23 protein-coding genes are annotated in these 22491 nt (G+C 48.4%); 11 read left to right on the forward strand and 12 right to left on the reverse strand.

Annotated features, from left to right (window positions below; genetic code table 11):
• Nucleotides 1-231 precede the first annotated feature (231 nt).
• The 4 genes from ACO1PK_RS05535 (at nucleotide 232) to ACO1PK_RS05550 (ending at nucleotide 4162) form a co-directional block, all read left to right on the forward strand.
• Nucleotides 232-1131 (forward strand): GGDEF domain-containing protein, encoded by a 900-nt coding sequence (locus ACO1PK_RS05535; RefSeq protein WP_423187678.1) that lies wholly within the window; start codon nucleotides 232-234, stop codon nucleotides 1129-1131.
• A gap of 9 nt (nucleotides 1132-1140) precedes the next feature.
• The gene (locus ACO1PK_RS05540) at nucleotides 1141-2169 is read left to right on the forward strand and encodes a helix-turn-helix domain-containing protein (protein ID WP_423187679.1); all 1029 of its coding nucleotides are present in this window, start codon (nucleotides 1141-1143) and stop codon (nucleotides 2167-2169) included.
• A gap of 22 nt (nucleotides 2170-2191) precedes the next feature.
• Nucleotides 2192-3061: a metallophosphoesterase family protein gene (locus ACO1PK_RS05545; protein WP_423187680.1), complete on the forward strand. Its 870-nt coding sequence runs from the start codon at nucleotides 2192-2194 to the stop codon at nucleotides 3059-3061.
• A gap of 231 nt (nucleotides 3062-3292) precedes the next feature.
• Nucleotides 3293-4162: an EamA family transporter gene (locus ACO1PK_RS05550; RefSeq protein WP_423188168.1), complete on the forward strand. Its 870-nt coding sequence runs from the start codon at nucleotides 3293-3295 to the stop codon at nucleotides 4160-4162.
• A gap of 66 nt (nucleotides 4163-4228) precedes the next feature.
• On the opposite strand, the gene ACO1PK_RS05555 is transcribed toward ACO1PK_RS05550, so the two are convergent.
• Both ACO1PK_RS05555 and ACO1PK_RS05560 read right to left on the reverse strand, forming a co-directional pair.
• On the reverse strand, nucleotides 4229-4753 hold the full coding sequence (locus ACO1PK_RS05555) for a cytochrome b (RefSeq protein ID WP_423187681.1): 525 nt from the start codon (nucleotides 4751-4753) through the stop codon (nucleotides 4229-4231).
• Nucleotides 4746-5738 (reverse strand): catalase family peroxidase, encoded by a 993-nt coding sequence (locus ACO1PK_RS05560; RefSeq protein ID WP_423188169.1) that lies wholly within the window; start codon nucleotides 5736-5738, stop codon nucleotides 4746-4748. Before ACO1PK_RS05560 ends, ACO1PK_RS05555 begins: the two co-directional genes overlap by 8 nt.
• A 248-nt stretch (nucleotides 5739-5986) precedes the next feature.
• Here ACO1PK_RS05560 and umuD point away from each other — a divergent pair, with 248 nt between their 5' ends.
• Nucleotides 5987-6415, forward strand: coding sequence for a translesion error-prone DNA polymerase V autoproteolytic subunit (gene umuD / locus ACO1PK_RS05565; protein ID WP_423187682.1), 429 nt, complete (start codon nucleotides 5987-5989; stop codon nucleotides 6413-6415).
• Nucleotides 6412-7713, forward strand: coding sequence for a translesion error-prone DNA polymerase V subunit UmuC (umuC, locus tag ACO1PK_RS05570; RefSeq protein WP_423187683.1), 1302 nt, complete (start codon nucleotides 6412-6414; stop codon nucleotides 7711-7713). Before umuD ends, umuC begins: the two co-directional genes overlap by 4 nt.
• A 17-nt stretch (nucleotides 7714-7730) precedes the next feature.
• Here the strand turns inward: umuC and ACO1PK_RS05575 are convergent, their stop codons facing one another.
• Together ACO1PK_RS05575 and ACO1PK_RS05580 are read right to left on the reverse strand one after the other, a co-directional pair.
• Nucleotides 7731-8708, reverse strand: coding sequence for an L-threonylcarbamoyladenylate synthase (locus ACO1PK_RS05575; RefSeq protein WP_423187684.1), 978 nt, complete (start codon nucleotides 8706-8708; stop codon nucleotides 7731-7733).
• Between the two features lie 21 nt (nucleotides 8709-8729).
• Nucleotides 8730-9548 (reverse strand): DUF6671 family protein, encoded by an 819-nt coding sequence (locus ACO1PK_RS05580; protein ID WP_423187685.1) that lies wholly within the window; start codon nucleotides 9546-9548, stop codon nucleotides 8730-8732.
• Nucleotides 9549-9674: 126 nt separating this feature from the next.
• Between ACO1PK_RS05580 and ACO1PK_RS05585 the strand changes: the two genes are divergently transcribed.
• The 4 genes from ACO1PK_RS05585 to cydB all read left to right on the forward strand — a co-directional run bounded on the left by ACO1PK_RS05585 (nucleotide 9675) and on the right by cydB (nucleotide 12957).
• Nucleotides 9675-9785 (forward strand): hypothetical protein, encoded by a 111-nt coding sequence (locus tag ACO1PK_RS05585; protein ID WP_423188170.1) that lies wholly within the window; start codon nucleotides 9675-9677, stop codon nucleotides 9783-9785.
• Between the two features lie 194 nt (nucleotides 9786-9979).
• Nucleotides 9980-10543 carry a GbsR/MarR family transcriptional regulator gene (locus tag ACO1PK_RS05590; protein ID WP_423187686.1) on the forward strand — a complete coding sequence of 188 codons (564 nt, stop codon included), beginning with the start codon at nucleotides 9980-9982 and terminating at the stop codon, nucleotides 10541-10543.
• 39 nt (nucleotides 10544-10582) lie between these two features.
• Nucleotides 10583-11956, forward strand: coding sequence for a cytochrome ubiquinol oxidase subunit I (locus ACO1PK_RS05595; RefSeq protein WP_423187687.1), 1374 nt, complete (start codon nucleotides 10583-10585; stop codon nucleotides 11954-11956).
• Nucleotides 11953-12957 (forward strand): cytochrome d ubiquinol oxidase subunit II, encoded by a 1005-nt coding sequence (gene cydB / locus ACO1PK_RS05600; protein WP_423187688.1) that lies wholly within the window; start codon nucleotides 11953-11955, stop codon nucleotides 12955-12957. Before ACO1PK_RS05595 ends, cydB begins: the two co-directional genes overlap by 4 nt.
• A 16-nt stretch (nucleotides 12958-12973) precedes the next feature.
• Here the strand turns inward: cydB and ACO1PK_RS05605 are convergent, their stop codons facing one another.
• The 8 genes from ACO1PK_RS05605 to ACO1PK_RS05640 all read right to left on the reverse strand — a co-directional run bounded on the left by ACO1PK_RS05605 (nucleotide 12974) and on the right by ACO1PK_RS05640 (nucleotide 20337).
• The gene (locus ACO1PK_RS05605) at nucleotides 12974-13933 is read right to left on the reverse strand and encodes a TSUP family transporter (RefSeq protein ID WP_423187689.1); all 960 of its coding nucleotides are present in this window, start codon (nucleotides 13931-13933) and stop codon (nucleotides 12974-12976) included.
• A gap of 13 nt (nucleotides 13934-13946) precedes the next feature.
• Nucleotides 13947-14261: a P-II family nitrogen regulator gene (locus ACO1PK_RS05610; RefSeq protein ID WP_423187690.1), complete on the reverse strand. Its 315-nt coding sequence runs from the start codon at nucleotides 14259-14261 to the stop codon at nucleotides 13947-13949.
• A gap of 16 nt (nucleotides 14262-14277) precedes the next feature.
• Nucleotides 14278-15312, reverse strand: a complete 1035-nt coding sequence (locus tag ACO1PK_RS05615; RefSeq protein WP_423187691.1) for a sodium-dependent bicarbonate transport family permease — start codon at nucleotides 15310-15312, stop codon at nucleotides 14278-14280.
• 151 nt (nucleotides 15313-15463) lie between these two features.
• The gene (locus tag ACO1PK_RS05620) at nucleotides 15464-15802 is read right to left on the reverse strand and encodes a NirD/YgiW/YdeI family stress tolerance protein (RefSeq protein ID WP_423187692.1); all 339 of its coding nucleotides are present in this window, start codon (nucleotides 15800-15802) and stop codon (nucleotides 15464-15466) included.
• Nucleotides 15803-15838: 36 nt separating this feature from the next.
• Nucleotides 15839-15976, reverse strand: a complete 138-nt coding sequence (locus ACO1PK_RS05625; RefSeq protein ID WP_423187693.1) for a hypothetical protein — start codon at nucleotides 15974-15976, stop codon at nucleotides 15839-15841.
• Between the two features lie 82 nt (nucleotides 15977-16058).
• The gene (locus ACO1PK_RS05630) at nucleotides 16059-17393 is read right to left on the reverse strand and encodes a sensor histidine kinase (RefSeq protein ID WP_423187694.1); all 1335 of its coding nucleotides are present in this window, start codon (nucleotides 17391-17393) and stop codon (nucleotides 16059-16061) included.
• The gene (locus tag ACO1PK_RS05635; RefSeq protein WP_423187695.1) at nucleotides 17393-18064 is read right to left on the reverse strand and encodes a response regulator; all 672 of its coding nucleotides are present in this window, start codon (nucleotides 18062-18064) and stop codon (nucleotides 17393-17395) included. The genes ACO1PK_RS05630 and ACO1PK_RS05635 overlap by 1 nt, the downstream gene beginning before the upstream one ends.
• A gap of 167 nt (nucleotides 18065-18231) precedes the next feature.
• A complete protein-coding gene (locus tag ACO1PK_RS05640; protein WP_423187696.1) occupies nucleotides 18232-20337 on the reverse strand; it encodes a TonB-dependent receptor family protein in 2106 nt (701 codons plus the stop codon).
• A 178-nt stretch (nucleotides 20338-20515) separates the two neighbouring features.
• Between ACO1PK_RS05640 and ACO1PK_RS05645 the strand changes: the two genes are divergently transcribed.
• Nucleotides 20516-22423: an alkaline phosphatase family protein gene (locus ACO1PK_RS05645; RefSeq protein WP_423187697.1), complete on the forward strand. Its 1908-nt coding sequence runs from the start codon at nucleotides 20516-20518 to the stop codon at nucleotides 22421-22423.
• The last annotated feature ends 68 nt before the right edge of the window (nucleotides 22424-22491 follow it).

Here is a 22491-nt window from a genome sequence, read left to right on the forward strand (position 1 = left end):
AAATGCGTTCGTTGTGGCGTATTACTGTGCCGCCTGAATATGACAAAAAAGCGACAATGCTTATTTAGCTTGAGCTGAAATGACCCGGGTCAGCAAAGCCCAGCAGATAAGTGGTTAATCTGCACACTGTCATCGTTTTGTCATACAGCTTTTTCACACTGTGCTCTCTTTCGCTATTGCCGCGGTTTAGCTGCAAAAGCTTGTTGAACGTTTTCGATGGTGCACATAACAATGTGGCGACAACATTTAGTGAAAATTAGCCTGCCTTTGCCCTTACTTTGTGCGGGCTTAATGCTTGCCTTAACCTTAGGCATACCGAAAAACCCAGCGGAAATTGACTGGTTTGATGTATTTGGCGAAGGCGTGGTGTTGTTAGTGGCTAGCTTGTGGCTCACCTTAATTATTAGTAGCAGGCCGGCGGGTAGAGTCACTGAATGGCTGTATTACGGTAGCTTGCTCTTAGTCTGCTCCTTTTTTCTGGATTTTTTAGATGAGTTTATCCGCTATCCTGCCCATATCAGAACGATGAGCTGGTTGGAGTCTTTGCCAGCACCTGTTGGCATGTTGGCACTCACTTACGGCTTAGTAGGATGGCATCGAGAGCAGCGTGTGATAAACCGGCAGTTACAGGGCCGAGAACTGCTGCTAAGGGATCATCGCTTACTTGATCCCCTGACAAAACTGTATGCGGTTGATTATTTGTATGCTGTGCTAGAACGCGATCTGGAATTGCATCGTGCTGAAAAACGGCCACTATGCTTGTTGATGCTCAATATTGAGAAGTTTTCCGCTTTTAATCGTCAACACGGTGTGGCTGCTGGCGATGATTACCTTATTAAGCTAGCAGAGCTATGCTCCAGTCAATTACGCGCTTCAGATGTCTTATGCCGCTACGTGGGGGATCGCTTTGTTATTCTGTTAGCTGACACCGGTCTGCCGCAAGCCAGAATCCTAGCTAAGCATATGCAGCGACATCTTTCTAAGCTTAATCACCTCGAACACAATCTGCATATTGATATCGTGGTGAATGAGGTCTCTAAATTAACCGCAAGCCAGGCGCTGCAACAAACCGAAGAGATGCTAAAGGCCTGTAAAGCCAAACCAGCACCTTGGATAGTACTGCCATCTTAGGTATTAATGATGACCACGAACTTTAGCTTTACGGATAAAAACTTGTTGCTGACAAACGGCGCAACGGCACTGCTGCAACTGGCGCAGCGACGTGGTGGCCAACTGCATAAGCTACTCAATGGCACCAGTATTTTTGAACAAGATTTAATGGCACCGCACAGCCGCTGCCACCATCGCGACTGGTTAAAACTGCTGAGTCATTGCCAACAGTTACAAAGTCCTGAGCTACCCTTTCTGTTAGCAGATAGCTTATTAAATCAACGTAATATTGCGTTATGTCAAAGCCTGATTGCGGCAGAGGATTTGGCGCAAAGTCTTAAGCAATTACTGTATTTCCGACATCAGCTCCTGCCAGCGCTTTACCCTAAGCTGCAATACATAGACAACAAACTGATGCTCATTGTTAAACCTGCTATCGCACTTGGCAATCAACAGCATTTTATTAGTATCTTTGCTATTTCATTTATCGTAAAACTGATCAGGCAGCAGCTGGCTGATAGTAGCCAGTTGCACGTTGCATTACAGCAAGCCGCGCCAGCTAATACACAGCTCTTTCACGCTCACTGGCAATGCCAAGTCAGTTTTAATCAGCAGTTTGATGCCATTTTGATCCCCTTAGCCTGGTGGCATCAACCTTTTGCAGAGCGCAACCCAAGTCAGTTTGCGCAGTTCCGGCGGGCTTGCTATCAACTCAATCAAAGGTTACCCGCGCAACGTGGCCTGTTAGAGTGTTTACAACGCCACATTGATCGTACTTTGCCCAAACAGTTAGGTATCGAAGAGGCGGCAAGCCACCTAGGCTTAAGCTGCAGCTCTTTAAAACGTGTATTACAACAACACAATACCCATTTTGCTGCGATAACCGATGAAGTCCGCCGTGACAAAGCCTATTTGTTACTACTGCAAGGCAACGTCTCTAACCGGCAACTCGCCGAGCAGCTGGGTTACTCAGATGAACATAATTTTCGGCGTGCCTTTAAACGCTGGACCGGCATGCTACCAAGTAGCGCCAAAGCCCTTACGCAAACCTCTTTTTAACGTGTTATCAAAAGGAAATATCATGAAGTTATTATCAAAAATCTTGCTGAGTACCAGCTTTCTCTTTATCGCTGTTTGTAATACGGCTAACGCTTCTGAAGCATCGATTCCCAGTATCAGTTTTGCCGTACTGGGCGATGCAGAACCGAAACCGAAAGCGGAGTTTCCACATGTGGCGCAGGCCGTTGCCGACGTAAACCAGTTAACAGCGCAGCTAAACTTGCAGTTTGTGCTGGGTGTCGGTGATCTTGCGCACAAGGGCACTCTTTTACAATACGAAAACGTTACCCCAGTGTTACAGGCTCTGCAACTGCCGTTTTATCCCATTATGGGCAATGAAGAATATAACAGCACACCTGAACGGTTTTTAACCTTTGCCAATAAATGGAACCAAGGCAAAACCACTATTGATAGTATTCGCTACACGCTGGAATTTGATCAGGTAGCACTGATATTAGCCTCACCGGATTTAGGTCGTGATTTTAACGATAGCGGTATTAACTGGTTAAAACAAGAAGTGGCACGCTTAGCACCAAAGCCGGTGCTGTTAGTGGTGCATGGTGCGCAACAAGGGGTATACCAAGAGCGCCCTGATAAAGGCATCAGCCACCCGGGTTTTGTGACTGAAGTGGTGAACCAACCTAACGTACGAGCGGTGATCTCTGGTGATTTACATATGGATATGCCGCGTGTAAAACATTCTCTTGAACTAAACGGCGTACATTACTTACATATCCCCGCTTTGGAGCGCACAAAAATTCCTGATGAAAGCCAACACACACCGATGTACCGCGTATTTCATGTTCATGCCGATGGCACTGTGGTCGTAGATACCTATCAAAATGGCAACCTTAAGCCACTAGCACAATATCAGTATCGTTTTACCCTGTAAGAGGGCGGCACTAGCAGCAGGGTATTAAAACATACCCTGCAAATGACCTGTCAAGGCGTCGCATACAACATTATTACGAATACTGAATGCTGCGACTAAGCCTGCCATAATGGCAGGCTTAACACCAAAGACACACCTGCATTTGCCTTCAATAGTGATCAAGTACTTTGCCAGCCAAGGATAACGCTGTTAGCATAGCCATCTTTACGTCTTATGAGTGCTGGCGCCGTGCTGTGGATCCCCTTTACCTTACTCGCTGCTTTTATGCAGGCTTGGCGCAATGCCTTTCAAAAACAACTGAGTAAAGACGTCAGTGTCACGGGCGTTACCTTAGCCCGTTTTATCTGGGCTTCGCCATTAGCTGCCTTGTATTTAACCGGGTTGTACTCTTGGCAACCGGTTGCTATGCCGCAATTTAACAGTAAATTCGCACTGTTTATTGTTGGCGCTGCCTTGGCACAAATACTGGCCACCGCCTTAATGGTAAAACTGTTTAAATGGCGCAATTATGCTATTGGTGCCGGTTTAGCGAAAAGTGAAGCCATTTTGGCCGCAGTGCTTGGCGTGGCTTTTTTTAGTGAATCCTTAAGCTGGTTAGGCTGGTGTGGTGTGTTGTTGGGCGCAGCCGCGGTATTTTTGTTAAGTGGCGCCAGCTTACGGCAACTCTCATGGCCGGTTATGTTGCTTGGCTTAAGCAGCGGCCTAGCGTTTGCACTGACCTCGCTATGGGTGCGCCAAGCCAGTCTAGTGTTAGGCTTGCCCTTTCCGCATGGCGCTGCTTGGGTGTTGCTAATCGTGATCTTACTGCAAAGCCTCTTGCTGATCACTTACTTAGCCTGGCGTGATCGCCACACCTTAGTTGCATTATGGCAACGCCCTAAACTTACCCTGCTGGTCAGTGTCACCAGTTGTATTGGCTCCATCGGCTGGTTTACGGCCATGAGCTTAGAGTCTGTTGCCTTAGTAAAAACCTTAGGGCAAATTGAAGTGCTATTTATGCTACTGATCTCGGTGTTTTTCTTTAAAGAAAAACTGCAAAAAACCGATCATGGCGGCCTAGCACTTATAGTACTGGCCGCTATTGCAGTGATGTGGGCTTGAAAACTTGGCAACCTGCCAAGCATTTAGCTTCTGCTAGCGGCCTCAGTAATTATTTCAGCATACTAATTATTTCAGCATACTTTTCAGCACACCATCACGCTTAATTAAGCCATGATATAGCGCAGCGGTGATATGCAGGATAATCAGTGCCATCAGTAGCACACTTAACCAAGCATGTAGCTCTCGAAACAGACCGTACCAAGCTAAATCAGTACTGATCAGTTGCGGTAAAGCTTGTCCAAACAGCATTACAGGTCGCCCCGCGGCATTTTGCATCAAGTAGCCAGTCAGCGGCATGCACCCAAGCAGCAGATAAAATGCCCAATGCGTTAATTTAGCAGCATAGTATTGTAACTTCGGCATGCTGCTAGGCAGCGCGGGTTTGGTTGACATCAGCCGAATACCAAGCCGCACGATCAGCGCCAGCGCCGCGATTAACCCCGCTGTTTTATGCCAATTAAGTAGCGTGTATTGCCAAGCCCCTAAGCTGGTTACCATGCTTAACCCAACAAAGAGTAACGACAAAATCAGTGCCGCCATTAACCAATGCATAACCCGCATGGCAAGGGGATACATCTGCACATTATTCATGTTTGTCACCTACTACCGTTTCCATTAACACCTCACGCGCTCGACGCCGGTGTGATTCAGCATAAGCCGCCGCTCTGGCGCGCAAAATCGGATCAGCACTGGGTAAGAGGCCATCGGGTAACACTAAGGGGTCGAAATTAATGGCATTACAGAGGCCATTTTCCTGTTTACTGGCAAGGGTAATTTGAATAATGCCCGCCTGAATTTGTGGGTTTGTCTCTGGCCATAGCACCGTCGGATCTTGTGGATTATCCTTCTCGGTTGCCAGTGTAAAGACCAAATCAAACTCTACCGGCGCTTGCTTTAGCCGCGATAAAAACTCTTGCTCTAAGGCATTGTCGGCGCTGTCATCTAAAGTGGTATTACCCGCCACCGCCTTGGGTACTATTGCCCAGCGTGCCGCTTGCTGTTGTCCTTGGCTATCGACTAAATAAAAGGCATGGATGCTATGGTACTGTTCCGTGGCATAACTTTGCGTAGGTTGATAGCTGGCACGCCACTGTCGAAAGGCTGCAGTTTCAGGGTTCGCAGCAAAAAACTCGCCAATGCTGTTGTTTTGCAAAGCGGCTAACTGTTGATAAAACTTCTCGGGGGTGCCGACCGCTAACACCGGCGGTGTATTCATCGCCGTGCGCCATTGTTCCGCGGTATTGGGTAAAATCGTCAAGGCTAAGCTACGCACCGGCGCTTTTAAATCTGGCGCAGTCGGATTACTACCCGCCACCGAAAAGCGGCCGATAAAAGGATAGCTGCCCGCTTGAAATAAGCTCGCACGCGAATAAGCCGCTAACTCTCCCGACGCTTCAAAGCGTCCATACACACAAAAGCCTTTCGCGTGTGCGCGACGAAACCCCTGCTGCACGCTACTCCCTTGCTGTAAATTAATAAAATCTTGTGCGCTGACCGTCTGTCGACTGTCGCTTGCCGTATAAAGAAATGCCGCAGTTAACACTGCCGGCACGGCCACTAACGCTATATATCGCATTATGATGCATACCTGTAAGAACTTATCTTGCGCACAAGGTAATTCACTATTGCCTTTTATGCAAGTTAAATTTAACCAATGCGTCAAACGTTGGCTGAATACCACCGTTCTGGTGCTGCTCACACCGCCAACAGGCAATGATACACGCATCATGCTGAATAACATCTGAAGCTTTTTTCTGTTTAACACTAGCACTCTGCGGCGCTTAACGATTATACTGTATTTAAATACAGCATAAGGAGTTTGGTATGACTACGCAGATCTTAGGTCAAGCCACCTTAGGCAAGACACTGTTGCTACCTTTGTACAGCCACCCTATTGCGGCTGGTTTCCCGTCACCAGCACAAGATTATGTCGAACGTACACTCGATTTAAATCAACTTTGTATCCGCCATCCGAGCGCGACGTTTTTTGTGAAGGTCAGTGGCGAATCCATGAAAAATGCGGGCATTTATCATGAGGATATTTTGGTGGTCGATCGCGCCTTACAAGCCAAGCATGGCGATATTGTTGTGGCGTTTTTAAATCAAGAATTTACCGTAAAAGAGCTCCAGCTCAAACCACAGTTGCAACTGCGCCCACATAATCCGGCGTTCCCGCTAATCACCATTCGCGAAACAGATGAATTTGAAGTCTTTGGTGTGGTGAGCAGCGTGATCCGGAATTTACAACGATGAAGCGCCAAGATTCCTGTTTTGCGCTGGTCGACTGTAATAATTTTTACGCCAGCTGCGAAAAACTGTTTCGGCCCGATCTACGGCATAAAGCCGTGGTGGTGCTTTCGAATAACGATGGCTGTGTGGTGGCGCGCTCGAAAGAGGCCAAAGCGCTAGGCATTAAAATGGGTGTGCCGGCGTTTCAGATCCGCCAGCAGTTAGAACGCGGTGAAGTCGTGGCTTTTTCTTCAAACTATGCGCTGTATGCCGATATGTCGGCGCGTGTGATGACCACCTTAGAGCAATTAGCGCCTGCGGTTGAAGTGTATTCGATTGACGAAGCCTTTTTGGATCTCTCTGGCCTTGCCGCTTGTGTGTCTTTACCCACCTTTGGCCAGCAGATCCGCCACAGTATTTTGCAATACCAAGGCATCAACGTTTGCGTGGGGATAGCTCCGACCAAAACGCTGGCGAAATTGGCCAATTATGCCGCGAAAAAATGGCCACAAACGGCAGGCGTTGTGGATTTATCAGATCGTGACCGGCAACGAAAACTGCTCGCCTTATTGCCCGTGAGTGAAGTCTGGGGGATTGGCAGTAAGCTGAGCGTCCGCTTACTCAAACTGGGCATTAACACCGCCTTAGAGCTAGCCGATGCCAACCCCGCGTTTATTCGCCAACAGTTTTCGGTGGTGGTATCGCGCATTGTGCAAGAGCTGAATGGTCAATCGTGTTTAGCACTGGAACAGGTTGCGCCGCCGAAAAAAGAAATTGTCAGCTCTCGCTCCTTTGGCGAGCGCATTACCTGTAAAACGCAGATGCAAGAAGCCATTAGCGACTATGTCGCCCGCGCTTGTCAAAAGTTACGCCAAGAACAACAGCAAGCAAAGCAGCTTTCGGTGTTTTTACGCACCAGCCCCTTTAGCGACAAACAACGCGATCCCTTTTATGCCAATAGTATTAGCCAAGCCTTACCTTGCCCCAGTGCGGATACGCGGGTGTTTTTAAGCTTAGCAAAAAACCTGTTAGAGGCGATTTGGTGCGAAGGTTATCGCTATGCTAAAGCGGGCGTAATGTTGTCTGATTTTTATACAGAAGGCGTTTATCAACCGTCGCTGTTTACAGCAGAAACGCTCGGTGAAACCCCACCGCCCGCTTATAACAGCAAGCTGATGACAACGCTAGATCAGCTTAATCAGTCTGGTAAAGGCAAGGTATGGTTTGCCAGCCAAGGCATGCAGCAAGCCTGGGCCATGAAGCGCGACATGTTATCACCGCAGTACACCACGCGCTGGAGCGATTTACCGCGAGTCACCTAAGGACGGGATAACGCGGCTTATTGATGCACCGCGCGGGCTAAACGTTCTTGCACGGCGGCCCACTCAGCACTGTGTGGCGGCATTTCCAGTAAAATCAGCTCAGCACCGGTCTGATCGGCAGCAAATAAGCTACGGTATAACTGCTGGCCAAAGGCGTGAGCATCGGCCGGCAATTGGTGATGGCTAAAATGTTGCAGTGCCGGCGGTAAAGCCTGGCGATGCAATACCGCAATCTTGGCCGTCGTATCTGCCTGTAAATACTGCACTAACTCCGCATAAGGCAAACACTGCAACGGGGTATTCGGTTGATAATGGGCTTTAACATTGCCCGCTACTTTGACCTGATGCTGTTGTGGGTGTCGAACTTCGCACCCGAGTACCTCTTCTAAATCAGCTTGACTGATTGGGCCGGCGCGTAAAATTTCTACGGTATCACCCAGCACACTGACAATGGTCGATTCCAAACCAAACTGACAATCGCCGCCATCGAGTACCGCCTCAATGCGCCCGGCTAAGCCATGCAATACCTGCTCAGCACTGGTTGGGCTAAGTTTTTTATAACGATTAGCCGAAGGGGCCGCTACGGCTAATTGATGTTGCTGCAGGAGTTTTAATAGCACTGGATGCGCCGGCACCCGAAGGCCAATACTGTCTAAACCGCCGGTGACGACAGGACTAACATGATCCGCCTTGGCGACTAACAAGGTTAACGGGCCTGGCCAAAATGCCTCGGCAAGTTGCCACGCCACCGCCGGAATATTTTTAGCCCAATCCTGCATCGCCTTGGCATCCGCAAGATGTACAATCAGCGGATGATCGGCCGGACGCCCTTTGGCTACAAAGATTTGCTGCACCGCAGCCGGTTGACTGGCATCGGCCGCTAAACCATAAACCGTTTCCGTCGGCACGGCGACCAGCTTGCCTTGTAATAACAACTGCGCAGCCTGCTCGACCTGCTCGCTGTTAGTGGCATCTAATCTTAAGGTTTCAGACAAAATAGGCTCCTTACGCCGACGTTAGGGGTTGCAATAGGCACAATGCGCGGCAGAGGCATAAGCCGTTGCCGCAGCCTCTTGCTCGGTATGACCACAGGCACTGCAGCTTTTAATATAGTATTTTACCTGCGTTGTCGGTGCATGACAGGCTTCGCAAGGCAAGCCGCGTTCAACCTGTTTACGCCAAAAATCTGGTGTTTGACAACGAGGACAATGTGCAGCCAAACGCTCGGCTAACTGCTCAGCCGCCTGTTGAATATACTGCTGGCGTACGGGACATAAATGCGCCCGAAAATCCGGCTCTAGCTGCACCTCTTCGGCTAATTGACCGTCACTTTGCAGTAACTTGGCCTCTTGCCACGCTTGCTGCAGCGCATTATACCCTATTAATCCTTTCACGAGGCCACCCTGATAACGCAAAATCCAACCTTGGGCCGGATCTTGTCGACTGATATGCGCAGCAAAGGCTGCCGGATCGCGACTGCTCAGGGCACTAAGCGGAATGGGCCCCGCCGCGACGGCCACAATTTCTTGGCCCGTTCGACTATCTAACCACAGCAGTAATTCTTCATCCCAATTCAACAATCCCGGCATAGGGCCGCCGCCAAAACTGCCTTCGCTACCCAAGCCAATAACGCAACCGGTAAGGGCTATCGCTTGCTGCGCTTTAGCGCGGGCGCAAGCCACTGGACTGAGTGTGCGCTCGTGCTCGCCTGCAAAGGTGCCTAAGCTATCAGTATCGAACGCTGCTGTCGTCACCAGTTCAACCCCTACACTGGTCAACGCGGGCGCAATCTGCTGCCCTTTATGATGCAGCGTTAATAACGCGGCTGTTGTCATCTGGTGTGTTCCTATTATCAACTAAATGGCACCCAAGTATTACCACGGTGCTTGGCAAAGGCGCTATGTTAACAGGTTATCCCCTCGTTTTACGCCCCAGTGTGATGGGCAATTATGCCGCATGACATGCGAGAGGTGCTACTCAAACTGACAAGCTGTGGCATTGATGTTCTTAAAACCGACAACCGCTGCACCTTTGACGGCGCTATCGGTTTTACATTGGGACAAGGGCAATAATAACAAGGTGTTACTGTAGTTAAAGAGGACTCATCTATGGCGTGGCTGAGCGCTCAAACGAACGCTTAGCCTTGGGTTAAGCGCCTGCGTGACATTAAGTAAAGATTAATTCTGCAGCAGAAAGATTGATCTGGATCAAGCTTTTTGCGTATCATACTTTCAGAAATTTCTGAAAGTTCAATAAGGAAAAGCTTATGCAAATGACACCGATGATCGAATCGTTCGTCTATCACTTTGGTGAAATGGGCAGTCGCTGGGGCTTTAACCGAACCGTCGGCCAAATCTATGCCTTACTGGTAATCAGTGAAGATGCCTTGTGCGCCAATGAAATTGGTGACTTGCTTGGGATCTCGCGCGGTAACGTCAGTATGGGATTAAAGGAACTTGGCAGCTGGCAGTTGGTGCAAGTACAGCATAAACCCGGTGAGCGGCGCGAGTTTTATCATACCCGCGGCAGCATCTGGGATATGGCCAACCGGGTATTTGAAGAACGGCGTAAACGTGAAATGGACCCAACACTGAGCTTGCTACGCGACATTATGATGGACGAGGCGGCTAACCCGCAGGAAGTCTATGCCCAGCAACGCATCGCCGAAATTCATGATCTGTTAGAGAACATCACAGAATGGACGCAAAGCCTGCAGTCCTTGTCGCCTGAAAAGCTGAATACCTTAATGAAGTTAGGTTCGGGTGTCGGCAAGGTTTTAGAGTTTACGGATAAGTTTTTAGGTAAAAAAGATCCGGCGAAAGAAGCTTAGCGCATTTCGCCTTGTTTAATCAGCTGTAGTGAGGTTGCCATGTTAGATACGCTGTTACTCTCGCGCATCCAGTTTGCTGCAAATATTAGTTTTCATATCTTGTTTCCGACCATCACCATCGCCCTTGGCTGGCTATTGGTGTACTTTAAAATCCGTTTTGATTTGTCACAGCATCCGGTATGGATGCGCGCGTATCGCTTTTGGGTCAAGGTGTTTGCCTTAACCTTTGCACTCGGCGTAGTTAGCGGCATTACCATGTCGTTCCAATTTGGTACCAATTGGCCCGGCTTTATGGAGACCGTCGGCAATATTGCTGGCCCATTGTTGGCCTACGAAATTCTGACCGCCTTTTTCCTCGAAGCCACCATGCTCGGCATTATGCTATTTGGTTTTCATAAGGTGCCGCGCTGGTTGCATACCCTCGCCACCTTGTTGGTCGCCATCGGCACTACCATGTCGGCGTTCTGGATCCTGGTGCTAAATTCGTGGATGCAAACACCGGTGGGCTTTGAAATGCGCGATGGCGTGGCCCATGCAACCGACTGGCTGGCGATTATCTTCAATCCGTCTTTCCCATACCGCTTTACGCATATGATGCTGGCCTCTGCCTTAACCGTTTGCTTTTTGGTGGCGGGGATCTCGGCCTACCGTTTGTACCGTGGCGACAATAAAAAAGCACCACGCCTCACCTTAAAAACGGCGTTATTTAGTGCGGCACTGTTGGCTCCCACTCAGGCTTTTGTTGGCGATTTACATGGTTTAAACACGCTGGAACATCAACCGCAAAAAATTGCAGCGATGGAAGGTATCTGGCATACCGAGCGTGGTGCACCGCTGGTGTTATTTGCTATTCCAGATGCAGAGACGCAAACTAACCGCTTTGCGTTAGAAATACCCAAGTTAGCCAGTTTAATTCTAACGCATGACTTAGATGGCGAACTGCAAGGGATCAGTGATTTCCCTGACGCACATCCGCCCGTGGCCCCAGTGTTTTACAGCTTTCGGGTCATGGTTGGTATCGGTATTTTGATGCTAGGGGTTGCTTGGTGGTGCAGTATCCGCCTATACCGCACTGGCGAGCTAAGCAAACTCCAATACAAGGTGCTGATTGGCATGTCATTCTCTGGCTGGATCGCGACCTTAGCCGGTTGGTATGTCACCGAAATCGGCCGCCAACCCTATTTAATTTATGGCGTGCTGAAAACGCGAGATGCGGTGACCACGGTGGCCAGTGAACAAGTTGCCCTAACGCTGATTATGTATCTAGCGCTTTATGTGGTGTTGCTAATCGCTTATGTCAAAACCCTATTCTGGTTGGCTGATCGCGCCATCGACGTAGAAGAGTATGATTTGTCATTACCCGGCTTACCCGAGCAAAAAGCCCCGTTGGTCAGCGCAGGAGGTGAACAATGAGTTGGTTAACCGCTGAGAATTTAGCACTGGTGTTTGCCGCGCTGACCGCACTCGCAGTGTTACTCTATGCCATCCTAGATGGCTATGATCTGGGGGTGGGAATTACCCTGCCTATGGCGAACGAAGCCTGGCGTGATACGGGTATCGCCTCTATTGGTCCGTTTTGGGATGCCAATGAAACCTGGTTGGTGTTAGCCGTGGGATTATTATTGGTTGCCTTTCCAGTGGCGCATAGCGCCATTCTGCATGCGCTCTATCTACCTGCCACCATGCTGTTGTTTGGGCTGATTTTGCGTGGCGTGGCTTTTGACTTTCGGGCCAAGGTGAAGCCGCAGCGCAAAATCCGCTGGGACTGGACTTTTAAGTTTGGTTCGATACTCGCGACCTTTAGCCAAGGCTTTATGTTAGGCATCTATGTGATGGGACTGGAATATACCGCGAGCAGCATTTTGTTTGCTTGCTTTAGCGGTCTGTGCGTTACCGCAGCCTATGCCATGATTGGCAATGCTTGGCTAATTGGTAAAACCAGTGGTGAATTACAACGACACGCGATTCGTCAGTGTAAAAAGGCCGGTGTCTTTACCTTTGCCGGTATTCTGGCTGTCAGCACCATCAATCCCATGATTAATGCCAATGTGTATCAGGTATGGACAGAGCCGCCGCTGGCTTACTTTTTTGCCGCCATTCCACTGCTGTGTTTTGCTATGTTTGCCTTAGGGTATCTGGCACTGCGCCGTTTACCTTTGCCAGATGATCGCGGGGCTTGGTTGCCGTTTTTTATCTGCAAAGTGATCTTTATCTGTAGCTTTATCGGCTTAGCACTCAGCTTCTACCCCTTTGTGGTACCGAACCAGCTCACCTTGTATGAAGCGGCGAGTTCGCAAGAATCGTTGACCATTATCTTTTTTGGCGCCGTGGTGGTGATCCCGATCATCGCGGCTTATACCGCAGTGGCCTATTATGCATTTCGCGGTAAAGCCGATGGCTTAAAGTATTACTAAGTGACGAGTTACCGCGCTAGGCCTGTTTTTGTAAGGCTAAGCGCTTTAACCCAAGGTAAAAAAAGCTGGTAAGCAGCACCATAAAGACCGCAGCCCACAGCCATTTTTGTGGGCTGCTGTTATACAGTAAAAAGTAAGCCAACTGCGCCAGATTTAACCCCGCAATGCCCCTGAGCATCCACTCTTTATTCACCCGACTCAGCACCAAGGCACCTAAGGGTGCCATCAATAACACCACCGGATAAGCAGACAGCCAGGTTTGTAGTTGATAGTGCGTCAACGTCGATTCCACTAGACCACGATACACAAAACCCGCAATACTGATGGCGGCCATCAGCATAATGGCAAAATGGGTAGCCAGTTTTTCTTTTAGCCGAAACAGCGTCACCAGTAAGGTATACAAAATAATGTCCGCGCCAGTACCAAATAAGCTGGCACAAGCCCCACCGGCCAGTAACACCAGTAGCAGTAGCGGATATTCCATGGGCTTAGGTGTGCGTAAACTGTCTTGACAGCCACGATGCTGCGCCAAGCTATACACCAACGCAAAGGCGGTGATCAGGCTTAAAAATAAGGCTTGTATTAGATAGAGCGGCAACTGCTGCAAAAACTGCATCCCCAGCAGAAAACCGACAAAACACAGCGGGAACATCCAAAGCAGGGGCAAATATTGCCTGACGTTGCCGGCCGTCGACAAAATATAAATAGAGGCACTGGTCATGCCGATACTTTGAATCATCAGGCTAAAATCGCGCGCCATGGTGCGATCAATCTGCAAAAAGATATTGAGAATAGGAAAGGCGACTGCGCCGCCGCCCTCTGGGGTGGAGCCGGCCACAAAAGCGCCCAGCACCATTATCGCAGGGTAATACCAGTGCGTCTCCAGAAAAGACCAAGAGCTAACATGCCAGAATAACCCGCACCATACCAGTAAGGCAGTAAAAAACCAGATGCGGAAAAGCCGACTTTTAAACATCGCGCTATGTTGCCTAAAACTTTTGTGGTCGGAAAATCCACACTTCACTTAGGCTAACAATGCCAGGCTGGGTGTCAAAAAACTCCTGAGTGATCTGCTCAGCAATCTGTTCAGCTTTTTGCGGATCTTTCACAATGACCTCAATTTTCATCAGATGTAAAGCATCGATAATTGAAGCATGCTGCGCCGGATGCAGATGTAAGGAGCTATTGCCGCCAGCTTCGAAAATACTGTAGCCCTTGGCACCCGCCTCTTCCAATAAAGCGATTAAATCTTCCTCTAACACTTTTTCGGCAATAATATTTATTTGATAAGCCTGATATTTCATAATGGACTCCCGCGCCTTAAAACACGACTTTCGCTAATTCGGTGAATAATGGAATACAGACGGCAATTGCTATCGGAGTACCAATACTGGTTGAAGAACCAATATAAGAAGAAGGATTTGCCTTTGGGATCCCCGCTCTCAGTGTCGGAGGGCCTGAAATATCCGAACTTGACGCCGCCATCACCGCCAACAGTACTGTCCCCCCCGCACTAAACCCAGTCAGATGATGCGCCAAATAGCCCAAGCCGAAGCCAATAGCACCGTGCACGATAGGCGCGGCAATCGCATAGACAACATACCAATGCGCTACTCGGCGCAGTTCGCTTAAACGCTGCCATGCTTCAATACCCATAATCAGCATTAGAATTGATAAGAAACCGCGGAACACCGGTTCGTAAAAAGAGGCATATACCGGTTCCGGTTTAGCGAATAAGCCAATTAACAACCCTAATAATAACGCAGTAAGCGCCGAGCCTTGTAAGCTATCAATAATAATTTCTTTAATTGAGATAGGCTTACGGCCTGATTTTTGGGGTTTGTCCGCCGTAGCCTCGGCCGTCGCTTGCTGCCTATCACTGGCTAAGCGACCTAACACTATTGCCAGTATTAAGGCTGGTATGTCCATAAAGGGGTAGAGTGCCGATACCCAAGCTTCGTACTCCATGCCAATATCATCTAAATGCAGCATCGCAGCGGCAAAGGTTGAGGCAGAAACCGCACCAAACAAACCGGCGGTGGCCAAGGCATCGGTTTCTTTCACACCAGGCAATTTTGCCAAGGTGTATTTACCTAACAGCACAATTAACACACCGATTAAGACGGCAAAAAAGGCAGGCAGTAGCAGTGCAGCTAGGTTGGCATTGCGGATTTCCATGCCGCCTTGCAAGCCAATTTTTAGCAGCAAGACGATAACAATAAATTTGTAGACAGGCTCTGGAATGGTAAGGCGACTACCCAGTGCCGCAATTAACATACCGCCAAGTAGAAACGCCAGCGTTGGCTTTTGCAAGCCCGCAATAAAGTAATCCGCAACCGTTAGTAAAATATCCATTAGCACCTCAGTAGATTTTGTGCGCCAGCATAGAGGGTGCAGCGCACAATGGCAAACTGGTCAGAGGGATACTAACAGATTTAGAGGTTCGGGTTGTAAAAAAACAACTAAACCAGCTTGGGTGACAAGCTGGTTTATCTTACATTACAACTTAATCGTAGCGGTGAGAAAACTCGACTTTACTACCATCGGCCATCGTCATTACCCGAGCATAGAGCTCCAAAGGCCCGATACCATCATCAACAAATCCTGATACGGTAATACTATCACCAGGTTGAGCAGGCACCCAGTTCGGTCCAACGTAAACACGAATTGAACCGGTCTCATCCGCTAAACGAAACTCATCTTTATCCAAAATACGTTCCACCGTACCCGATACGGTGACCATAGAACCGCGCTTCACTTCATTTAAGGGCGTAATGGTTGTGGCGATTGCCGGTGCAGCTAAACCACATAGCAAGGCAACACTCAAAAAAAACCTTTTCATCATAAACCTCTTCTCGTCAGTCTAGTAATACGGTGTGAATTAATCAAAGGCCAGCATAAGCAGCACTAAAGCCATCACGCCGGCTAAGACTAACCATTTGCGGGCAACGCGAATTTCAACTTCTTGCGCTAACCAGCTACCGGTTTGTGCCAAATCGATTTTCTCTACCTCTTTCATCTTCGTCTCCTCGTGTTACTGGCTATCCAGCTTGAGAAACAGTGTAAAAGATGAAGCTGACAACAACCTGACGACAAAAACTTTATTGACGATATTTCAAAATAAATTCTGCCCCCCCTGACGATCGGTTCAATGCTTCAATGCTGCCGCCAAAGGTTTGCTGAATCCGATCAACAATCGCCATCCCTAACCCAGCACCACCTGCTGGCGCATCAGCACTACGCCAATAGGGTTCAAATAAATGCGCCAAGGCTTCGGCTGACAGCCCCGCGCCTTCATCTTGAACCCGGATCCAAGGCTCAGGCCCAACATGAATCTCAACCGTTCCACGCGCAGCATGTAAAATCGCATTTTCCACCAAATTGGTCAGTGCCAGCGTAACAGCAGCAGCATCTGCTTTAACCCATATCGCCCTCGCTGCAGGGTTAAGCGCCAGCGTGACGCCTCGCTGATACGCAAAAGGTGCAATAGTCGCGATCACCTCTGTCGCTATCTGATTCAGCTCCGCAGGCTGTTCAATCTTTGCGGTTAACGCTTCGGCTCGGGCACAAGCTAATAATTGAGATACCATACGAGAAAGCTGTGCTAAGTCTTGACGCAAGCGTTCGGTGGCTTCACTAGCGGGTAACGCATCCATTCTGGCAACCAGCACCGCCACCGGCGTGCGTAAGGCGTGAGCCACTTCTGCGGTGCGGCGCTTTTCCGCGGCAAGAGCACGGTTAAGTCGCTCCAAGGCGCGCTGAGTGGCTTGCATCAAATCTTCAATTTCTGTTGGATAACGACTCTCCGGTACGGGCGGTACTGCACAGCCCGGTTCCACCGATCTCGCCCAATGTGCAGCAAGTGTTACCGGCTGAATTATACGGCGTAAAATAAAAGCATTGGCAGCAATCAGAATTAACGCAATTGGCAGTACCGGTAGCCAAATATGCTGCATAAATTCGGCTAACAAGGCGCCATGTAGCAAGGTGGCAGGATCATCAGCCATCACAAAGACCAAACGAAATGCCTGCTCGGGTAGCTGTACCTTATTAGATGCCACCAGTAAAGGATGGGTGGTTAGGGTTAAACGAGTGACCCAATCCTGGGCAAAGGTGCCGGTTTTTAGCGCTTGGCCAGGAATCAAATCCAGATTCTCGCTATCCCGAATCACCCCCTCGCTATCCAGTAATGCAAAAGCATAATCGTTTGGATAGTCGCGATATAACTGTCTGGCCGTTGCGGCAATCTGCAACTGCTGCGGATCTAACGCCAACGTTAATTGGACCATTTGCTCCGCGATCACTTCCTGTTCCAGCTCAGCGCGGTTAGACCCATAGTAAAATGCCACAGCGCCCGCATTAACCAATAATACGATAAATGCGATCCAAGCCAGTTTGCGGGTTAAAATACTGGCTAATGATTGCGTAGCCGCCATCAGTGCGCCTCCTGTTCAACTAACATCCAACCCACCCCGCGAATTGTGACAATAGTACAGCCTGAACCGACTAAGGCTTTGCGTAAGCGGGATACTGCCGCCTCCAGCGCATTGGGACCAACCTCATCACTATAGTTATAGATTGCCTGCTCCAATACCTGCCGAGTAGCCACCCGACCAGCCGCACGCATTAACGACTCCAATAAACTGAGTTCGCGCCGGCTTAGCAGTAAGGGCTGCTGGGCAACCGTCACCGCGCGCGTATTCAAATCAAAGTGTAAATCTGCAAAACTTAACGCTGCGGCACTGCGTTCACCGGGACGACGTAAGACGGCTCGACAACGCGCAATCAATTCTGACATTTCTACCGGTTTGACAATATAATCATCAGCGCCGGCATCCAAACCGCGAATTCGGTCATCCAACTGATCTTTAGCCGTGAGCATAATCACCGGTGTAGTACCTGCAACCCCTTTGGCCAATAAAACACTCAAGCCATCACCATCCGGTAAACCACGATCTAGGATCAATAAGTCATATTCGGTTTGGGCTAGAAATTGCTTTGCCTGAGCCAGCCTACTCGCATGATCTAGGGTAAAACCGGCTTTTTCTAACGCGCTGATCAGCGATTCAGCCAGAGACGGGTGGTCTTCAACCAATAAAATACGCATACGAAGCCTCTAATAAGTTTGATTTCTTCGACGCAATAGCTTGTTCCAAGTTCAGTTTTTCATGCTGCTTAGATGTAGACGCTAACGTTGGTGAACTCAAAAAAATAACCCCGGTGAAACCGGGGTTATTAATAAAGTATAAAACTGCTAAGATCAGTGTTGATCGATTACAGCGTGAATCTAAAACCGAAATAAGCTGTACGCTCAGGTGCAGGCTCAATACCATCAGTTCTAACGCGGCTGTAATAGTTTTCATCTAGCAGATTGTTGATACCGGCATATAGCGCCCACTGTGCCGATAACTCATACTCGGTGCTAAAATCAACTACTTGATAAGATGGGATCTTGGCATCAATAGTTGCCGCACCGGTGCCACGAGGCAGATTAGAATCTTGCCAGTACTGATCGCCAACCAGCGTCAGGCTAAGCGCAGCAGTCAAGCCATTACTTGCATAGTTAAGCCCGGTACGTACCAAGTAATCTGGTGCAAAAGAGACTTTATTACCCACCAGGCTAGTGTTTGTACTGCTAGTGATTTCTGCATCTAACCAAGAGCCGTTCGCGAAGGCAGTTAGATTATGGCCAGGCGATAATTCAAAAGCATACTGCAGACTTAACTCAACACCCTGATGACGTGAATCACCACTGTTTACCCGCTCAATATCGGTGATATTAATTTGAATTTGCTCAATTTTATCTTTGAAATCAATACGGAACAGACTGATATCCAAAGCAAATTGCTCGGTAACTTGGCTACGATAACCTAATTCATAGTTCATCGCTTTCGATACTGACGGATCATTAGAACCTGCCAACTCAGACGTTGGATTGATTAAATCATCAAAGCGTTGTGGCCGGTAAGATTCTGAAATATTGGCATAGACTTCAGCAGTATCAGACAGCTTCAAGCCTGCGCCTAAACCAAATAACAGCTCATTAAAGGTCCGATCCAAATCAATGGCGTCACGGTTTAAACTGGCGCTTTTCACCACTTCAACCATATCATAATTCAGACGCTCATAGCGTACAGCCGGTGCTAAGCTAAAGTTACCAAAGCGGAACAGGTTTTCGACAAACAGTGCGGTATAGGTGGTAACACGGTCTTGCTCAAAACGAAGGTCAGCTGCATTTTGAGCGTCAGAGGTCAAATCACTATTGCGGTGCTGCGTACGAGGACTGTCGCCACTAAAGCCAGATGTACCTGCCGTTAAAATATTATTTTCACCCCACGCTAAGCTATAACGCAGATCGTAACCTAGGTTACGGAATTGCTGCTCGTCAACCGTTGTCGAAGAAGGTGGATTTGCAGGCGGAACAAAGGCGCCTGAACGACGGCTAAAACGATCCATCGCTAGATACCAGATTTTTCCGTTAACGCTGGACGCTGCATCTAACTGCTGCTCGTAAGTTAAGCTTGCTAGCGTTTGGTCAATTTTAACGCGGTTAAACGGCGTCTTAACCAGATCACGATTGTTCGCAAACTCAGCCGAGGTTAAACGGCCTGCTTCACCTGAGTCTGAGCTATACACATCTAAATTGGCGCCGATTTTGATATCTTTAAACCCTTCGTAACTTAGTCCTAAATAGCCGGAGCTGACATCAAAATCTTCGTTATTACGTGGACCATCGGCACGACGATGATCAAATGAGGCCATAAAACCGGTGTTGCCTTGTGACCAACGCGCTTCATTGTAGGTACTGTACATAGAATCGCTACCCACAGCATGCTCTGTAACGATGCGGGTTTCTGCTTGTGCAGAGGGGCCACGGGTAACAAAATTGACTACTGGGCCGATTTGCGGGCCGTAAAGTAAGCCTGAGCCACCGCGAATAAACTCAACCCGCTCAATACGCTGGCCACCTGGCATATAGTACATGGTGGCATAACCAAACAGGTTGGCAGCCAGTGGTACATTATCTTGATAAAAGGCTACAAATTCAGATTCATGCGGATCGCCTAAACCACGATAGTTAACATTATAAAAGCTGGGCGTTTTTTGCTCTGAAACAAATAAACCTGGCAAAGTGGCAAACATAGTTCTTAAGTTTGGTTCAACTAAGGTTGGCTGCTCGGTTAAATCGACCACTGACGCTTTTTTACCCGCAAGCAACATACCATCTTGTAAGTCAGGTAATGTCGTTACTCGCTGTTTTGCTTCGCCACGAACTTCCAGCACTTCAACTGACTCTGAATTAGGGTTAGCTGATTGTGCTTGCGCAGCCATTGAGAATAAAACCAAGGACACTGCGGCAGCGATTTTATGTTTTTGCATTTAAAGCGACCTCTGATAGTTAATGAAGATGAGATTCATTCATATTACCATTAACAAAGGTAAACAGATCAGCCCGAAAATCTTTTAATGATATTTTAATCTTTTATTCATCAAAACCAGTAAGCTTTACAAAGACTAAATCTTATATGGTGCATGGCACACTTTAAGGCGACTCACTATGACATCACCCACCGTTTGGGCTGGCCCCATTTTAAGACGTATGCTACCTAATCAAATCACAATCTGGTTAGCAACATCCACAGCAATCACAGCGGAAATCCACTTATTTGCAGGGACAACTCGGGTTTATAGTGTGCCTGCTAGCCGCTTACAGGATGGTCATCAGCAAATAAAAGTTGGCGAGAATTTCTATCTACAACTGCTGGATATCAAACTTGATGTTACTTTGCCTTTTCAAGAAATTATTTATTATGATCTAACGTTAAATAATACTAGCTGGCAAGAGTGGGCTCCCGATCTCGCTTTTGCAGGACATGATTATCCATTCTTCGTGCTGCAACCTAGGCTAACACAATTACTGCATGGTTCTTGTCGTAAACCGCACCACCCTTCTCAAGATGGCCTTTTGCGTGTTGAACAATTACTTGCCAGTACAGAACCCAATACTTGGCCAGCATTGCTGATGCTCAGTGGCGATCAGATTTATACCGATGATGTGGCTACGCCGATGCTGCAGGCCATTCACCAATTAATTCCGCACCTCGCGATGACCGACGAAGTCTTACCCTGTATTAAGTTAACCAGCGCAAATGCTTTGCATCAAGCGAGTAACTACTATCAACAACGGGAACACTTATTACCCGATGATCCCGTCAGTAGCACCATGCTCAGTAATGTCTTTGCTGGTGCCAAGAAGCCCATTTTCACCTCTGACAATGCCCATAATCATCTGATTAGTTTGGCAGAAATACTAGGGATGTATTTATTAGTCTGGTCACCTGTAGGTTGGCAACAGATCGCCGCTGCTGGACGACGAGAAGCGCCCGCGCACTTCACGCCAGAACAACAAGACAGCTACAACCGACAAGCCGCCACGATCGATAGCTTTGCCAACACCTTACCAAAAGTTCGCCGTGTATTAGCCCACCTACCTACGGCCATGATATTTGATGATCATGATGTGACTGATGATTGGAATCTTACCGCAGCTTGGGAGCTGGCCGCTTATCAACACCCCTTTTCGAAAAGGATCATTGGTAATGCGTTACTGGGTTATCTGTTATGCCAAGGCTGGGGCAATGCGCCTGAACAGTTTGATTCGGCCTTAATGAGAAGTATCCAACAGCAACTGGTAAAACCTGGCAGTACCGATTACGACACCTTGTTGGATCAACTGTTATGTTTTGATCAGTGGCAATACCAGTGGCCAACGCAACCACCACTCCTTGTTCTCGATACCCGTACACAACGCTGGCGTAGTGAACAACATCTTAACAACCCCTCGGGCTTAATGGATTGGGAAAGTCTGACGGCATTACAGCAAAAGCTGCTAGGGTTAGAGGCGGTTGTCCTGGTTTCTGCCGCCCCGATCTTTGGCGTGAAGCTGATTGAAGCCACCCAAAGGATCTTTACTTGGCTTGGTAAACCGTTACTGGTTGACGCCGAAAACTGGATGGCGCATCGCGGCACAGCTTATACTCTGATGAATATGTTTCGCCATCCGAAAACCCCCAAACACTTTGTGATTTTATCTGGTGATGTACATTACTCTTTTGTCTATGAGGTGCGATTAAGGGGCCGCTCGTCAGGCCCACATGTTTGGCAAATCACCAGCAGCGGTATCAAAAACCAATTTCCCAAACGCTTATTGGATATTTTTGATCGATTAAATCGCTGGCTATATTCGCCAAGATCACCCCTGAACTGGTTTACCCGACGGCGGCGGATGCAAGTGATCCCCCACAAACCTGAGACCGCAGATGCGGGAGAACGCTTACTTAATGCTGCTGGCATTGGCCTAGTTAGGCTCAATCCAGACGGCTCACCGGCAGAGGTTATCCAGCTTTGTGTGGATGGCAGCGATATCCGCTTTCATCCCAAAGAAGAAGAAGGACGTTGGCACTAGCCTAATAGCTTAGTTTTAGTCGTCACACCACTGTCATTTTTGCGCTCTAGGATGTGTTGTTCAAAAAA

This window comes from Alishewanella sp. d11, assembly GCF_049390205.1.
In the GTDB taxonomy this organism is placed as follows: Bacteria; Pseudomonadota; Gammaproteobacteria; order Enterobacterales; family Alteromonadaceae; genus Alishewanella.

What these genes read in the sequence shown, in the direction of transcription:
- ACO1PK_RS05645 (WP_423187697.1), top strand. Translation starts at nt 20,516, where the DNA reads ATGACATCACCCACCGTTTGGGCTGGCCCCATTTTAAGACGTATGCTA.
- ACO1PK_RS05555 (WP_423187681.1), bottom strand. Translation starts at nt 4,753, where the DNA reads ATGAATAATGTGCAGATGTATCCCCTTGCCATGCGGGTTATGCATTGG.
- ACO1PK_RS05630 (WP_423187694.1), bottom strand. Translation starts at nt 17,393, where the DNA reads ATGGCGGCTACGCAATCATTAGCCAGTATTTTAACCCGCAAACTGGCT.
- ACO1PK_RS05635 (WP_423187695.1), bottom strand. Translation starts at nt 18,064, where the DNA reads ATGCGTATTTTATTGGTTGAAGACCACCCGTCTCTGGCTGAATCGCTG.
- ACO1PK_RS05615 (WP_423187691.1), bottom strand. Translation starts at nt 15,312, where the DNA reads ATGGATATTTTACTAACGGTTGCGGATTACTTTATTGCGGGCTTGCAA.
- ACO1PK_RS05585 (WP_423188170.1), top strand. Translation starts at nt 9,675, where the DNA reads ATGCGAGAGGTGCTACTCAAACTGACAAGCTGTGGCATTGATGTTCTT.
- ACO1PK_RS05605 (WP_423187689.1), bottom strand. Translation starts at nt 13,933, where the DNA reads ATGTTTAAAAGTCGGCTTTTCCGCATCTGGTTTTTTACTGCCTTACTG.
- ACO1PK_RS05590 (WP_423187686.1), top strand. Translation starts at nt 9,980, where the DNA reads ATGCAAATGACACCGATGATCGAATCGTTCGTCTATCACTTTGGTGAA.
- ACO1PK_RS05535 (WP_423187678.1), top strand. Translation starts at nt 232, where the DNA reads ATGTGGCGACAACATTTAGTGAAAATTAGCCTGCCTTTGCCCTTACTT.
- ACO1PK_RS05540 (WP_423187679.1), top strand. Translation starts at nt 1,141, where the DNA reads ATGACCACGAACTTTAGCTTTACGGATAAAAACTTGTTGCTGACAAAC.
- ACO1PK_RS05620 (WP_423187692.1), bottom strand. Translation starts at nt 15,802, where the DNA reads ATGATGAAAAGGTTTTTTTTGAGTGTTGCCTTGCTATGTGGTTTAGCT.
- ACO1PK_RS05560 (WP_423188169.1), bottom strand. Translation starts at nt 5,738, where the DNA reads ATGCGATATATAGCGTTAGTGGCCGTGCCGGCAGTGTTAACTGCGGCA.
- ACO1PK_RS05595 (WP_423187687.1), top strand. Translation starts at nt 10,583, where the DNA reads ATGTTAGATACGCTGTTACTCTCGCGCATCCAGTTTGCTGCAAATATT.
- ACO1PK_RS05545 (WP_423187680.1), top strand. Translation starts at nt 2,192, where the DNA reads ATGAAGTTATTATCAAAAATCTTGCTGAGTACCAGCTTTCTCTTTATC.
- umuC (WP_423187683.1), top strand. Translation starts at nt 6,412, where the DNA reads ATGAAGCGCCAAGATTCCTGTTTTGCGCTGGTCGACTGTAATAATTTT.
- ACO1PK_RS05580 (WP_423187685.1), bottom strand. Translation starts at nt 9,548, where the DNA reads ATGACAACAGCCGCGTTATTAACGCTGCATCATAAAGGGCAGCAGATT.
- ACO1PK_RS05610 (WP_423187690.1), bottom strand. Translation starts at nt 14,261, where the DNA reads ATGAAATATCAGGCTTATCAAATAAATATTATTGCCGAAAAAGTGTTA.
- ACO1PK_RS05625 (WP_423187693.1), bottom strand. Translation starts at nt 15,976, where the DNA reads ATGAAAGAGGTAGAGAAAATCGATTTGGCACAAACCGGTAGCTGGTTA.
- umuD (WP_423187682.1), top strand. Translation starts at nt 5,987, where the DNA reads ATGACTACGCAGATCTTAGGTCAAGCCACCTTAGGCAAGACACTGTTG.
- cydB (WP_423187688.1), top strand. Translation starts at nt 11,953, where the DNA reads ATGAGTTGGTTAACCGCTGAGAATTTAGCACTGGTGTTTGCCGCGCTG.
- ACO1PK_RS05640 (WP_423187696.1), bottom strand. Translation starts at nt 20,337, where the DNA reads ATGCAAAAACATAAAATCGCTGCCGCAGTGTCCTTGGTTTTATTCTCA.